This window comes from Veillonella sp. 6_1_27 (assembly GCF_000163735.1).
Taxonomy (GTDB): domain Bacteria; phylum Bacillota; class Negativicutes; order Veillonellales; family Veillonellaceae; genus Veillonella; species Veillonella parvula_A.
Map to the genome: position 1 here is coordinate 370,544 of NZ_GG770217.1, position 14,147 is coordinate 384,690.

At 39.6% G+C, this 14,147-nt stretch carries 14 protein-coding genes; 1 reads left to right on the forward strand and 13 read right to left on the reverse strand.

Annotation, left to right across the window (positions count from 1 at the left end; genetic code table 11):
- Window positions 1–274: 274 nt before the first annotated feature.
- The 5 genes from epsC to HMPREF0874_RS10150 form a co-directional block, all read right to left on the reverse strand.
- Window positions 275–886 (reverse strand): serine O-acetyltransferase EpsC, encoded by a 612-nt coding sequence (epsC, locus tag HMPREF0874_RS08690; RefSeq protein ID WP_038125748.1) that lies wholly within the window; start codon window positions 884–886, stop codon window positions 275–277.
- Window positions 887–1,045: 159 nt separating this feature from the next.
- A complete protein-coding gene (cysK, locus tag HMPREF0874_RS08695; RefSeq protein ID WP_008603208.1) occupies window positions 1,046–1,960 on the reverse strand; it encodes a cysteine synthase A in 915 nt (304 codons plus the stop codon).
- Between the two features lie 214 nt (window positions 1,961–2,174).
- A complete protein-coding gene (locus HMPREF0874_RS08700; RefSeq protein ID WP_008603210.1) occupies window positions 2,175–3,035 on the reverse strand; it encodes a hypothetical protein in 861 nt (286 codons plus the stop codon).
- Window position 3,036: 1 nt separating this feature from the next.
- On the reverse strand, window positions 3,037–3,534 hold the full coding sequence (queF, locus tag HMPREF0874_RS08705; RefSeq protein ID WP_004697960.1) for a preQ(1) synthase: 498 nt from the start codon (window positions 3,532–3,534) through the stop codon (window positions 3,037–3,039).
- Between the two features lie 1,086 nt (window positions 3,535–4,620).
- On the reverse strand, window positions 4,621–4,866 hold the full coding sequence (locus HMPREF0874_RS10150) for a helix-turn-helix domain-containing protein (RefSeq protein ID WP_316066741.1): 246 nt from the start codon (window positions 4,864–4,866) through the stop codon (window positions 4,621–4,623).
- A gap of 118 nt (window positions 4,867–4,984) precedes the next feature.
- Between HMPREF0874_RS10150 and HMPREF0874_RS08715 the strand changes: the two genes are divergently transcribed.
- A complete protein-coding gene (locus HMPREF0874_RS08715; protein ID WP_038125747.1) occupies window positions 4,985–5,716 on the forward strand; it encodes a copper amine oxidase N-terminal domain-containing protein in 732 nt (243 codons plus the stop codon).
- Window positions 5,717–5,883: 167 nt separating this feature from the next.
- Here the strand turns inward: HMPREF0874_RS08715 and HMPREF0874_RS08720 are convergent, their stop codons facing one another.
- From HMPREF0874_RS08720 to hisA, 8 genes are all read right to left on the reverse strand, one after another.
- Window positions 5,884–7,509 carry a membrane biogenesis protein AsmA gene (locus tag HMPREF0874_RS08720; protein WP_008603217.1) on the reverse strand — a complete coding sequence of 542 codons (1,626 nt, stop codon included), beginning with the start codon at window positions 7,507–7,509 and terminating at the stop codon, window positions 5,884–5,886.
- Between the two features lie 223 nt (window positions 7,510–7,732).
- The gene (locus HMPREF0874_RS08725; RefSeq protein WP_004694192.1) at window positions 7,733–9,565 is read right to left on the reverse strand and encodes a carbon starvation protein A; all 1,833 of its coding nucleotides are present in this window, start codon (window positions 9,563–9,565) and stop codon (window positions 7,733–7,735) included.
- 281 nt (window positions 9,566–9,846) lie between these two features.
- Entirely contained in the window at window positions 9,847–10,473 is a 627-nt protein-coding gene (gene hisH, locus HMPREF0874_RS08730) for an imidazole glycerol phosphate synthase subunit HisH (RefSeq protein ID WP_008603219.1), read from the reverse strand.
- Window positions 10,474–10,551: 78 nt separating this feature from the next.
- Window positions 10,552–11,628: a histidinol-phosphate transaminase gene (gene hisC / locus HMPREF0874_RS08735; protein WP_008603220.1), complete on the reverse strand. Its 1,077-nt coding sequence runs from the start codon at window positions 11,626–11,628 to the stop codon at window positions 10,552–10,554.
- Window positions 11,629–11,717: 89 nt separating this feature from the next.
- Window positions 11,718–12,044: a phosphoribosyl-ATP diphosphatase gene (gene hisE, locus HMPREF0874_RS08740; protein ID WP_008603221.1), complete on the reverse strand. Its 327-nt coding sequence runs from the start codon at window positions 12,042–12,044 to the stop codon at window positions 11,718–11,720.
- A gap of 2 nt (window positions 12,045–12,046) precedes the next feature.
- A complete protein-coding gene (gene hisI / locus HMPREF0874_RS08745; RefSeq protein WP_004694201.1) occupies window positions 12,047–12,364 on the reverse strand; it encodes a phosphoribosyl-AMP cyclohydrolase in 318 nt (105 codons plus the stop codon).
- 205 nt (window positions 12,365–12,569) lie between these two features.
- Complete coding sequence (gene hisF / locus HMPREF0874_RS08750; RefSeq protein ID WP_038125746.1) at window positions 12,570–13,328, reverse strand: imidazole glycerol phosphate synthase subunit HisF; 759 nt, start codon at window positions 13,326–13,328, stop codon at window positions 12,570–12,572.
- 84 nt (window positions 13,329–13,412) lie between these two features.
- Window positions 13,413–14,135, reverse strand: a complete 723-nt coding sequence (gene hisA, locus HMPREF0874_RS08755) for a 1-(5-phosphoribosyl)-5-[(5-phosphoribosylamino)methylideneamino]imidazole-4-carboxamide isomerase (protein WP_008603223.1) — start codon at window positions 14,133–14,135, stop codon at window positions 13,413–13,415.
- Window positions 14,136–14,147 lie beyond the last annotated feature (12 nt).

A 14,147-nucleotide genomic window follows, 5' to 3' on the forward strand; every position in this document is an offset into this window, starting at 1 on the left:
TATTCTACCAATAATGATTTTCCATGTCAATACATGAGCAGATATTTTTGTATAAAAGTTTAATGAAAATATTATAACCATACTAAATCAAACTTATCCCCAATACAATACATACCAAATCTAAATCCAATAATTCGAAGAAACATGTTTCTTCGAATCATAAAAAACCCCTAACTACTAGTTAATCCAATAGTTAGAGGTTTGTATGATTCTTTGTATGATTCTTTGTATGATTCTATATTAAATATGATTATATATTAAATACGTTTCTATATTAAATATAGTATTCTATGTAATTATCAGGGATTTTTTTCTCCTCTGCTTGTGCAGCGGTTGCATTGCGACTAAGTTTACGAACATACATATTTTCTGGGTCTGTTTCAAAAATTACCATATCTTTAGGAATATCATGTTTGATAACGAGATTACAGCCAATCTTCGTGCGCGCCCCAATCGTAATATCCCCTAAGATTTTTGTACCCGTACCGATGAGTACATCATCTTCAATGGTCGGATGGCGCTTTACCTTTTTAGAAGACATCCCACCTAGTGTTACTTGATGGAACAAGGTTACATTATCGCCTACAATAGCCGTTTCACCAATAACAACCCCCATACCGTGATCAATAAAGAGGCCGCGACCAATCGTCGCACCTGGATGGATTTCAATGCCCGTTACATGACGAGAATGGAGAGCCACACGACGAGCCAAGATTGGCCACCCCGCCTTATATAAACGGTGGGCAAAGAAATGCCAGAACAAAGCCGTAATATGTGGATATGTCCATATAACCATCCATACACTTGTGGCAGCTGGGTCAGAATCCATTACGCGCTTAATATTATATTGAATTTTGCCCCATAAATCGCGCAAACCTTGCATCATAGTGACTCCATCTCAAATAACTCTACTTACATTCTACAGAAATATAGATATATCTAGTATACAACATATTTGGTCTATATTCCTATATATAAGGCTATATCTATATAGAACCTATTCTTTTATCATTCAAAATCTCGTATTTTATCTATCTAAAATCTATTATTTAACGTATTCATTATTGCCGAAGTCCAAAAGGGATAAATATTTCTCTACTCCATCAGGTGCAATAACAACGATGTTCGCCTTAGGTAATTCACGAGCCATGCGTTTTGCCGCTACAATGGCCGCCCCCGCGGAAAGACCAATAGAGATACCACTTTCACGCATAAAGGTTTGCACCTCGCTAAAAGCTTCTTCATCACTTACAGTTTGCACGCCGTCCATCAAGCTTTGGTCAAAGTTTTCAGGAATGAAACCAGCCCCAATACCTTGTATTTTGTGAGGGCCGCCCTTACCTTCGGTAATAGCAGGAGATCCCGCTGGCTCTACAGCAATGGCTTTTAGATTAGGATTATGTTCTTTCAATCGTCTTGTAACGCCTGTGAAAGTACCACCTGTACCGATACCCGCTATAAATACATCGACATTTGGCACTTGTTCTACAATTTCATTACCCGTCGTGCGGTAATGCATATCTGGATTTGCAGGATTTACGAATTGGCCCAAGGTGAAAGCATTTGGATACTTTGCTAAAATTTCATTTGCCCGCTCAAGAGCCCCCTTCATACCTGTTTCTTTTGGTGTTAAGATGAGCTGCGCCCCATACGCCTTAATAAGCTCACGGCGTTCTTTACTCATACTTTCAGGCATGATAATTACTGTTTTAATATGTAAAATAGCGCCTACCATAGCAAGAGCGATTCCCGTATTACCACTTGTGGCTTCTACAATGATGCTATCCTCATGGATGCGACCCTGCTCTTTTGCAGCCTGCAACATACCGAGTACGGCACGGTCTTTTACAGATCCACCTACATTATATTTCTCAAGCTTTACATAGATATTAGTATTTTGTAATTGATATACCGGTGTTTTACCGATAAGTTCAGTTGTTTGGTTTGTTACTATACTCATCTAATTCTCCCTCTAGCGATAGATGATAAAAATCGTCCTTAGGAACATCCCAAGGACGATATTATATTGCACCTTGTTATTCACCATACACGGGGTATAACCGTTTATGTATTCCAATTAATACAACCATACTCTAACATTTGAATCATTTCATTGTCAAGAGAATGAGAACGACTTTTAAAACCCTAAAAATACAGGAAATAACTAGCTTTATCTATTTTGTTGTAAGTGCATTAAGTACCCCATCCCATGTGATGGGTACCATTATAATGATGAGGGCCAATCCTATAAAGAAAACCGCTCCTACCAAAACTGTAAGACGAGGGATAAGATATATAGCCATGCTACTAGCTAAGTGCGATACTTTAGTTACATCATGATGTAATGCTACATGACCCCATAAGAAACCAGCAACTACATAGGTGATAATATATGGGTCGAAAATGATTAGGGTCGTCAATTCATTATCAGCATGCATAATTCGGTTAATACTCGGAGACACTAATACATTTACAAGTATAGCTAGGATTTTAAACCACACTAGGCACACGATATAAGGCCACATTGTTTTTATCGTCATTCTCAGCATATAGAGCAAACCCACCAAGCTCGCTCCAAGAAAGCCTCTTTGACTCCCCATGTACCGCTCCATCCAAGATGACTTCTGTTTACCCTCATCTACTTGGTCATAATAAAAGGATAAATCCCGTTCTCCATGAGCTAAATCAACGAGCCCTAACACTTGAAATAACACAAGCGAAAAGACTAGAATAACAACTATTTGAAAGCTTTCACTAAAGAACATGTCCATAGGATTGAAATCATGATAAACAATGTTCAAAAGATTACCATACACATCGTGAAACGCAATATATATACCATTCGTTACGAGCATATCTAACACAAATAGGAGCAACACAAACATGATATATCCGTTCCAGCGAGTCCATTTACTTTGTTCTCTTAAATGAGTGTGAGCCCCTACGATTATTGATGCAGGTTGTAAAGACAAGGTCACACCCATCATAAAACAAGTAATAAAGGATGCGACCATTGTTAAATATTCGTATGCCATATTAACGGTATGCTACGCGCTCTGGCTGCATGTCGTGGAAATGAAGGCGCTCTTTTGCCGTCTTTTCCCACTCTGTACCAGGCTTGCCGTAATTTGCGTATGGATCGATAGACAAGCCACCGCGCGGCGTAAACTTGCCCCATACCTCGATGTACTTAGGATCCATCAACTTCACAAGATCTTTCATGATAATGTTAATGCAGTCCTCGTGAAAGTCCCCATGATTGCGGAAACTAAACAGATACAACTTCAAGGACTTGGACTCAACCATTTTCTTATCTGGTACATAAGAAATGTAGATTGTGGCAAAGTCTGGTTGCCCTGTCATAGGACACAAGCTAGTGAACTCAGGACAGTTAAACTTAACGAAGTAATCATTGTCAGGATGCTTGTTATCAAACGCCTCTAACACCTGTGGTGCATAATCAGTTGGGTAATCGGTCTTGTGACCTAACATCGTTACCCCTTGTAACTCTTTTTCAGATCTGCCGGATGCCATAAGGAACCTCTTTCTATAAAATATAAATTCTGCGAAATCATTCAATATAAATAAATTATATCATACGTAGTGCTAAAAAAGTCCTCCCCCAGGTCTAGTTAAACTGTTAGTAGCAACTAATGCATCTAATAACATGCTCTCGAACATCAAATCCATAAAAACTAAAAGGACACTATGGCTCCAACCCATTCAGTAATACCGCTCACTGAAGATTAGACTATAGTGTCCTTTTTTAGATTCATATGCCTTATATTAGCATTATACGTTAATCAATAGATCCTGCTATATGTACGGTCAGCGTATCTAATAATAGGTCAAAATATATAAATATATGTATAAGGCTACTAGAAATAACCAAACATATACGCCTGCTTTAAAATTAAAATGATATTTTTCTACTTTATCACTTTCAAACTCATCATTTTTAAGCATAAAGTACATTCCAACTAAAGATATCCCCATACAAAATATCCACCAAAACAACATAGTAAATGGAGATATTAAATTACGTATGAAAAATATTCCACACCCGAGTACTAAGCTAAAAGTATAGATAATTCGAGCTAAACTAAGCTTACCTTTATGCGTAATAAGTTTGTATATGAAGAATATAATACCAAATATCATAATCAGATCTTGATACATTACTTATCTACATCCTTTTTCAAATTAAATTTAATTTCATATTTTGCGTAATTTCTAGCTTTCGTACCGACTATACCAACTACAAAAGAGCCGGCAGATCTTGCAACGTACTTTCTCAATATAGATTATATAAAAGCTACAAATCAACATTACTAAATATCTTTTCACACCTCAAATGAACGTATAAAAATGACCATAAACAAAATGCTGCTTTTAAAGAATTCGCTTACAGCCCCTTTTTTAATTATACTATCTTTCTAAACGTAGAGTTATAAAAATATCTAAACCGGATTCCACCATTAATAAATCATTTAATCTTGTCTTAAATTGTAATAAGTAATGCGACAAAATTAAATCAATTTTCTAATCTGGTGTTTTAAACTTAAGGCATTTCCTAGGTCAATTATTAATCAGCATTAGTGCTTCTGGAGACCAAGTTTGTTATAATCTGGATTTAATTAAAGCCGCTAATTGAGGTATTAAGTTTATTAGTCTTCCTTTATTAGCAGACTTACTAGTTGCTACCTGTTGTGCTTTAATCGTAGAGTATTCGTCTTTAACACGATTTAATTCTCTTACTACAGTAGAATGGTGAACACCAATTAAACTAGCAATTTTATGAACAGAGTACCTTTCTTTTCTTAAAATTTCTATTTGACTTCGTTTTTCTATAGCAAATCGATAAATTCATCCCTTCTTCTTTATTAGTTTTGTAAAATTAAAATTCATAATATAATATTCATATATCCATGTTATAGTACCCATTATGATTTATCGTTACGTTTTATACACAATGGAGGTTACCATGAAATTAAAACAACTGATTTTGTCCGGTATAGCCGTTGGGGCGCTAGCTTTCACAAGCGGAATGGTGCAACCTGCACAGGCAGCAGTCGGAGCGGAGACAGCTACAACGACACAGAGTTTAAAAAGACCTGCATCAGTAACGACACAGCATTATATCAATGTAGATGGCATATTATTAGAGCCCATAGATAATAAACCAAATGTCATCTATGTTGACGGTCAGCCACTCGTAGCGTTACGTCAAGTATCAGAAGCATTAGGTTATAAAGTATCTTGGGATGCCCCTACAAAAACGGCATTAATCGATATGAATATTGCTACCTTAGCGGTACAACCAGACTCTAAACAAGTCGTGCGCAAGGGTAAACTGCAAATCATCAACCTTGATACATCCGAATCTTTACTGCCTGCAGCACGTATGGTAGACGGAATTCTGTATGTAAGTCCGAACGTATTCAAACTCTTGTTAAATGATGTAACCATCAATAAAGACGAAATATACATCGTTCCACAACAAAGTCAATTGGCCACTGATTCAAACACGCAAAAAGGCAAACGAAACGGTATCGAAACATTTTTACCGGATCAAGGAGATAAAGTAATTCCATACGAAGAAGAGGAAACCAAAGAAAAGAAACCTCTTATTACGGTAAAACGAACTAACACCAAAACAGATACCAAAGACACAGAAAATACCGAATATGTACGCTCTAATGGATTAAACAGATAATAAAATCTTTCGTATAGCTACATATAATTTAGCACCTTATAACTAAAAGAAGGCAACTCATCACCATGATGAATTGCCTTCTTTTTTGATTTCTGCTAGTTTATTATTTCCGTTACTTTATATTATTACTTTATTGTTTCTTCTCACCCTTTACGGCTCAATACAGTTTATTGCTTACTGTTTTTTGACAGATTATCTAAACTATCTTTTGCCGTATCCATACTCCGTTTCAGATCCTTCATGGATTCTTTTATGTCCGGCGCTGTAAGCCCAGATTTGTCGATGCCTTTTGCAGAGTCAGAAGCACGCCTACTATTTTCCCTAGCTTGTTTCATATCGTCTTTAATGCGAGTCATATTTTCATCAATTTCATCAAATGACTCATCATACAGAATAAAATTACTGCCTCCGTGAGAAGTAATATTAAGGGGCCCCATCGTGAGCTGTCCATCATCGATACGCAGAGCATCCGTAGTGATAGTGGTGATTTTCGTATTTACTTTCACATCGCTAAAGGATAAATGTCGCCCTTTATTGTGAAAGTTTCCCGTAATACTTTGAATTGGAATCAGCATATAGTGCCCTTCACCAGACCAGAAGTTCCCCCATACCTCCATGTCTCGAGGTTGGCCTTCACTTTTAAAGTTCAAATTTGCCGATACAGGCACGAGGAACTCAGGAGCCTTGAGGGCTACACTACTGTCTAAATCCTTTGCTACGCCTGTAATCGTATAGGCTCGAGTGTCCAAATTATATACACCCTTAGCCTCCAATTTACCGCTGTATACATTGGCACTAACGTTTTCAAAATTCAAAATACCATCTTGGTACGTCACATCTCCTACTACATTCTCAAAGGTAAGTGCGGGGATGCGTAAAATAGGCATCGTCACACGACCTTTAGCAAAAGGACGGTTAAAATCACCTGTTACCTTTGTAAGCAAGGTCATGGCATCATGAATATTCTCACCAAAGCCTAGTGATGATGGATCCACCCCTTTCACATCAAATTGTAGATCCAGTTGAGGCATGCGATGCTTTAAAACATCCTTTAAATCTACACGACCTTTTAATACAAGACCATCCCCTATGGCGGTACCACCAAATTTGCCCGTCTCCATATCGATACGAATGGCCCTCTTACTATCAAGATCAATTTTTGAGTTTACATTCTTTATCACATAATGGCGATTTCTATTAAAGACCTCTAACTGACTATTTCTAAGTGTAATCTTAAGATCTAAATGTTGACCTTGCCAATTAAAGTTACGTACTTTCTTACCTAGTTCCTCTTGCCGTTCTTGTGTGGTCTTTTTAGGTGCTTTCGGACGAGGCTCTACCTCATTAATTGGTTTATTTACATCTGGAGATATGGGCGCGAAATCCAACCGATTATTATCGTCTAAATCAATAACTATAACCGCATCATCTAATTCAATGCCCTTGATAGCGGAGGACTTAAAATTACGTGTCACCACATCCCACATATTGACGCGGACTTTCCCACTTGGTGCATTGAGCAACTCATGCCCTTCTGGGTCCTTCCAAACAAGGCCTGTAAAAGTCAAAGTTCCCCACGGTGTAGCAGATAAACTTTCAACAGTAACCGTACCGCGCATCATAGTTTGTCGAGCCATAACCTCATTAAAAATAACGCCCATTCCACGACTAGCAATGGTTGCTAGTACAAAGACTATAATCGCTCCAATGGCAAGAAAGGCAGCAATGCCTTTTAGGCCTTTCTTATACAATTGTTTATATTTTGTCCAATAAGAACGTATATAATGTTTCATAGCCCTATTATAACATGTTCAAATCACAATATCCATGTGGTGTTGCCTGTATCAATCATATTGACCATAAGAAACTCTTTTCCATACAAAAAGCGCCTTGCTCACAGAAAACTCTGCATGCAAGGCGCCATTACCTAACTATTTTATAAAAAAGACAGCAAATTTATAGATTAAAAGTGCACCCACAAATGTGAGTGCACTTTATATATTGCAATAATCAATCTTATGCTTTTACTTCTTTACCGTATTTTACAAGGCTTTCAGCTTCGATTTCAGCTTGAGTCCGATAGTCTTGAGGAATGCTAGACAAGCGAATCCAACTACGTACGGCTTCTACCAATACGATAAGGATCATGAAGAACATAGCAGCACTAAATGCTACTAAAATCCATTTACCAGCAGGAATATAGCTGTAGAATACATTTTCATAGTCTGCAGCGATAGCCACGATAGCCATTAAGATACAAGGAATACCTGTTACCCAAGCATAGCGTTTGCGGCCAAGTCTCATAATAACTGTAGTACCTACGGCCAATGTCATGGTACCTAATAATTGGTTAGATACGCCGAATAGAGGCCAGATAATACCGATATTACCTTGTAGAACTAGGTAGCCCCACAAGATACAAATTAAAGCGGCACAACCATACACACCAGGAGCCCAGTGTTGGTCGTTGAATTTAGGATGGAAATGACCTAATAATTCTTGAAGTAAGTAACGACCTACACGAGTACCAGCATCGATTAATGTCATGATGAACAATGCTTCAAACATGATACAGAAGTGATACCAGTAACCCATCAAGTGAGCCATGTTAGGCAATCTGGAGAAGATATGAGCCATACCTACTGCAAGGGATACGGCGCCACCAGGACGGTGCATCAAGTCTTCACCAACCATTGCAGACAATGCTGGCAATTCATGGACTTGAAGGCCTAAAGCTTTGAAAGACTCAACTGTGGAGTTAATCGCAAAGTAATCATCTGGATGCAATGCAGTGGCAGCAATCAAGGCCATCATAGCGATGAAGCCTTCTGTTAACATCGCGCCATAACCGATAGGTAAAATTTCTTTTTCATTAGTAAGCATTTTAGGTGTTGTACCTGTAGCAATAACAGTATGGAAGCCAGATAACGCACCACATGCGATAGTAATGAAGATGTAAGGGAATACGGAACCTTTCAATACAGGACCGCCGCCCCAGATGTAAGGAGTTACAGCTGGCATTTGAATTTCAGGCATTACAATGATAATACCAAGAGCCAATGCACCGATTGTACCGATTTTAAGGTATGTGGACAAATAGTCACGAGGAGCAAGTAACAACCATACTGGCAATGCAGCCGCAAAGAAACCATACACAGCAAGCATAATTTCAATGGTTTGCAAGTCGTATGTGAACCAAGATGCATATTCGCTAGCCGCTACATTTGGACCGTAGATGATGGCTGCGAAGATTAAGGCTACCCCAATAATAGTCGCCTCTTGGATTTTACCAGGACGCAACCATTTCAAATAAATACCAATAAAAATAGCGATTGGAATGGTAGCAAATACGGAGAAGAATCCCCAAGGAGAGTTATGCAATGCGTTAGCTACTACTACGGCCATACCAGCAAGGGTAATGATCAATAGGAATAAGGTAGCGAGCATAGCACCAAAACCAGCAAGTTTACTGATTTCTTCACGAGCAATATCCGCAATCGATTTACCATCGTAACGAACGGAAGCAAACAAGATAACCATATCATGTACAGCACCGGCTAATACGGAACCAATTAGGATCCATAATGCCCCAGGCAAATATCCAAACTGTGCTGCGATAACAGGACCTACAAGTGGCCCTGCACCAGCAATTGCTGCAAAGTGATGACCAAAGGTTACCCATTTGTTGGTTGGCACGTAATCGTGACCATCATTGTGAACCATAGCTGGCGTTGGACGATATTGATCCAATGTCAGTACCTTAGCCGCTATAAAAGCCCCATAAAAGCGGTACGCTAAAATTAGAATACACGCGGAGGCAATAACTAAGTAAATACCATTCATAACCATATAAACACCTCCAATAATCACGTGACATGGAGTATATGAATATTACTGATAAAACTTATGTATCGTATCCATGCCACAATGGCTTCCTAAAATGTTAGTACTTACAACATTATTGTATAACTAATCAACAAGGTGTCAATTATTAATTTCTCATTTTGAAAGTTAAGTATAACTATAAAGCATAATAACGGCATTCTCTACCTATGAGATGCCGTTATTATCCTAGATATATTGGTTACTGAATGACTCATTCTTATCTGTAATAAAAGATAGCTATATCCCTATTCTCCTGCTTTCCTATAAGTTTTTGTAATAGTCCCAAATGTACGCAACAAATTTAGACCTACGACACCGCTTTTTTCAGGGTGGAATTGCATTCCATATACTCTACCTCGTTCTACAATGCCAGGTACATCGATACCATAATTTGCAGTAGATATGATATATTCAGGATCTGTATCCACATAATAGGAATGAACGAAATATGTATATTGATCATCTACATTGCTAAAAGCACTATGAGGCTGGTGTACTACATTTTTATTCCAACCCATATGAGGCACGCTAAGGCCAAGGTTGCGAGGAATTTCTTTTACCTTACCGGGAATAAGGCCTAAACCGGGCGTTGGGCCGTATTCTTCAGATTCTTCAAATAAAAGTTGCATCCCTAAACAAATACCTAATAAAGGTATTTCACGTTTTACTACTTCATAGATGACATCGACTAAACCACGTTCTTTTAGAACTGCCATCGCCGGTGCATATGCGCCTACACCTGGCAAGAGAACACTATCAGCATTTAATATAGTCGCCGAATCTGCCGTTAGCACTGCATCAATGCCAATGTAAGCTAAGGCTTTCTGGACATTGAAGGTATTCCCTGCATCATAATCTATAATGGCAATCATAATAAACTCCATTCTATAGGGTAAAACACGATAAGATTAAACAAAACGTATTACGAATTGTATGTTATTCTATACAAATCAATTCATGAAGTCTCTTAATATCTTACGCATAACATCCCCATCTTGAGGCATGGGAATCGTAAGACGTAACCATCCTTCTCGTTGACCTCGGCGCACTTGGTAACCTGATTTAAGCCAAGCATCTGCAAGACCCTCCGCATCAGGCGCTGCAAAGAAAATAAAATTAGCCTCACTCTTATAGTAGTGAATACCTAGCTCGTCAAAAAGGATTTCCCATTTTGACCGTTCCTCTGCATTTTGAGAGACCGTTCTCGCCACGAATTCTTGATCACCGAAAGCGGCTTCTGCAGCCACTTGAGATAAGGTATTCAAATTGTACGGCAAGCGAATGGTTTGCATATAATTTGCCAACTCTATAGGTGTCATCATGTAACCTACACGGTAATTGGCAAGGCCATAGGCTTTCGAGAAGGTACGCATGATAGCCACATTAGGGAATTCATCCAAGAGCGCACGTGCCGTAGGAACTGCTACGGAAGTGACAAAATCGATATACGCCTCGTCTATGATGACCAAGGTTTCCTTTGGTATAGCTGCTACAAATTTGCGGATATTTTCAACAGACTCATAGGTACCCGTTGGATTATTAGGATTACAAATCCACACGACCCGTGTCGTTTCATCTACAGCTTTCACAAGAGCAGAAAAATCATACTGTCCCGTTTCAAAATCAGCTGGCACCTCACGGATCTCAGCACCTTCCACGAGGCCATTCAAGGCATATTCCGAGAAGGCTGGCACGCTTACTACGATGGAGTCACCAGCGGTAATCAATGTTTTATTGACCATGGCGATGACCTCATCTAGACCCACGCCGATGACCAGTTGCTCAGGTTGTACCTGCCAGTAATTCGCTAATTTCATGCGCAAATCGGTGGCGTTGCCATCCGGATAGTAGTTGGCATCATTATGGGTTACATAGCTAAGGATAGCCTCCCGTACCAATGGCGATGTGCCGTATGGATTTTCATTCGCCGACAAGCGCACCAATCGCTCTACACCAAGGCGCTCTTTCACCGCTTCAGCCGACTCCTCAGGTATATAAGGTTTCAATGTGCGAATTATCTCTTTCATAGGCTATCCTTTCTATCTATTCCTTAACTCATATAACACATATGAACTCCACCAGAGCTCATATGTCCGAGCTCATAACAGGATATACATTATAAGTTTGTAATTTCTGGGCGATCCGTAGTCTTGCTAACAACCCCTTCGCGGCTCGCTAGCTCAGCTTCAATGGCTTCGTATGGGATATTTTTCTCTACTAATAACACGAGCAAGTGATATAACACGTCTGCTGTTTCGTAAATCAGCTCCTGTGGATCTTCATTTTTTGCGGCGATTACTACCTCTGTAGCCTCTTCACCAACTTTTTTCAAGATTTTATCGAGCCCTTTGTCGAATAAATAATTCGTATAAGAACCTTCCTTTGGCTGTACCTTGCGATTTTTAATAATTTCGTATAATTCGTTCAGTGTTTGCTGTGCCATGTTTAACTCCGTTCTACTTCATTAAAGAAACAGCTTGTGCGCCCTGTGTGACAGGCAGGACCTTCAGGCTTAACTTGAATGAGCAAAGTATCGCCATCACAATCTAGGGCCATGCTCACCACGTGCTGCACATTACCGCTAGTGCCACCCTTATGCCATAACTCTTCACGAGACCGAGACCAAAACCACGTTTCCCTTGTTTCTAGTGTTTTGTGAAAGCTTTCTTCGTTCATCCAAGCCACCATGAGGACGTCCTTAGTCTCCGCATCCTGCACAACCGTCGGCAACAAGCCATTTCCTTTTTCAAAATCCGGTTTCATATTCTATCCTTTATTAAAAGTAATCACCAATCTGTTATCCTATATTAGCTTGTATCTCTTTCTATTGCTATTGCTATTGCTATTTTCTGTTTATCTATCTATTGCTATTTCTATTCTGTTTATCTATAAACAAGCTATTTAACTAACTCTGAACATATAGACTAGTAAAGAACTTGCGAGAGATAATAATTTTTTTTAATCTGTTTTAGCGTACCGTAATTCCGTGAGCTCGTAGTTCTTGTTTGAGTTCAGGAATTTTAACTTCTCCGAAGTGGAATATAGATGCCGCCAGTGCACCGGTAACGCTAGTTTGCTTAAAGAGATCTACAAAATCCTCAACCTTACCTGCCCCTCCAGATGCAATGATAGGTACATTTACGACTGATTCTAGAGCCTTATATAATTCAATATCAAAGCCGGATTTTGTACCATCTTTACCCATGCTTGTCACTAACAACTCTCCTGCTCCACGATCTACGGCCTCTTTAGCCCAGTCGAGAGCTTTCCACTCTGTACGCTTGCGACCACCATGAGTGTAAGCATACCATTCACCAGTTTCTTCATCGGTTTTCACGTCGATGGCTACCACCATGCATTGATTGCCAAACTTTTGAGCCCCTTCTGTGATGAGCTCAGGATTAGCGAGAGCCGCAGAGTTCAAAGATATCTTGTCCGCACCAGCTTTCAACAAAGCCGTCATATCATCAACGCTCTTGATACCACCACCCACGGTGAGTGGCATAAATACTTGTGTGGAGATTTCTTGTACCACATCGCGCATAGTAGTCCGCGCATCAACGGTAGCCGTAATATCTAAAAATACAAGCTCATCAGCTTGTTGCTGCTCATAGGAGGCCGCAATGTCTACTGGACTGCCTACGTCTACGAGATTAACAAAGTTAACCCCTTTTTTTACGCGCCCATCATCTACATCTAGGCAAGGAATAATCCGTTTCGCTAACATAAAGCTCCTTTCCATCGAGTGTCAATCAATATATTCCATTGGTTACGGTCAATAATTAATTTGAGAACATCACAATCATTTCTATTATTTCTGCTGATTGTACTCGGCGATTTCCTCTAACGTAATAGTGCCCTCGTACAAGGCCTTACCAACGATACTATCCATAACACCTTTTTGTTCTAGGGATTTAATATCTGCTAAATTACGAACACCCCCAGAAGCAACGATGCGAGCTGTAGGAAATTCGTTTTGCAAATTTCCAAGTAACTCTTCATTGGCGCCCTGCATTGTACCGTCTCGGTCTACATCGGTAACGATGAAATACTTTGCCCCACCTTCAACCATGGCACCGATTAAATCGGTCATCGGCACGTCGGATTGGTCGAGCCAACCTTCAGCGGCGACCTTGCCATTTTTTCCATCTACACCGATAACGATGCGCTCCGCACCGTATTCAGCGATAACTTGCTTTGTAAGTTCCGGATTTTTAAGCGCTACAGATCCTAAGATAACCCGATCTACGCCCAAACTCAAATAGAGGTCAACAGCCTCTTTATCTCGGATGCCGCCTCCGATTTCAAGGATACCTGTGAAAGCTGCACGCACTGCTTTTACAATGTCTACATTTACAGGCTTGCCCGCCTTGGCACCATCTAAATCAACGAGGTGCAAGGCTCCAACCTTAGCTGCTTCATATTGTTTCGCTTGGTCTACTGGATCAGGGTTGATGACCGTTTCCTGTGCGAAATCGCCTTTATACAGGCGAACACTGCGCCCCTCTTGTAAATCTATAGCTGGAAAAATCATACATTCTCCTTT

Excerpts from the sequence above, each read along its gene's own strand:
- epsC (WP_038125748.1), bottom strand. The coding sequence starts at position 886 with ATGATGCAAGGTTTGCGCGATTTATGGGGCAAAATTCAATATAATATT.
- cysK (WP_008603208.1), bottom strand. The coding sequence starts at position 1,960 with ATGAGTATAGTAACAAACCAAACAACTGAACTTATCGGTAAAACACCG.
- HMPREF0874_RS08700 (WP_008603210.1), bottom strand. The coding sequence starts at position 3,035 with ATGGCATACGAATATTTAACAATGGTCGCATCCTTTATTACTTGTTTT.
- queF (WP_004697960.1), bottom strand. The coding sequence starts at position 3,534 with ATGGCATCCGGCAGATCTGAAAAAGAGTTACAAGGGGTAACGATGTTA.
- HMPREF0874_RS08715 (WP_038125747.1), top strand. The coding sequence starts at position 4,985 with ATGAAATTAAAACAACTGATTTTGTCCGGTATAGCCGTTGGGGCGCTA.
- HMPREF0874_RS08720 (WP_008603217.1), bottom strand. The coding sequence starts at position 7,509 with ATGAAACATTATATACGTTCTTATTGGACAAAATATAAACAATTGTAT.
- HMPREF0874_RS08725 (WP_004694192.1), bottom strand. The coding sequence starts at position 9,565 with ATGGTTATGAATGGTATTTACTTAGTTATTGCCTCCGCGTGTATTCTA.
- hisH (WP_008603219.1), bottom strand. The coding sequence starts at position 10,473 with ATGATTGCCATTATAGATTATGATGCAGGGAATACCTTCAATGTCCAG.
- hisC (WP_008603220.1), bottom strand. The coding sequence starts at position 11,628 with ATGAAAGAGATAATTCGCACATTGAAACCTTATATACCTGAGGAGTCG.
- hisE (WP_008603221.1), bottom strand. The coding sequence starts at position 12,044 with ATGGCACAGCAAACACTGAACGAATTATACGAAATTATTAAAAATCGC.
- hisI (WP_004694201.1), bottom strand. The coding sequence starts at position 12,364 with ATGAAACCGGATTTTGAAAAAGGAAATGGCTTGTTGCCGACGGTTGTG.
- hisF (WP_038125746.1), bottom strand. The coding sequence starts at position 13,328 with ATGTTAGCGAAACGGATTATTCCTTGCCTAGATGTAGATGATGGGCGC.
- hisA (WP_008603223.1), bottom strand. The coding sequence starts at position 14,135 with ATGATTTTTCCAGCTATAGATTTACAAGAGGGGCGCAGTGTTCGCCTG.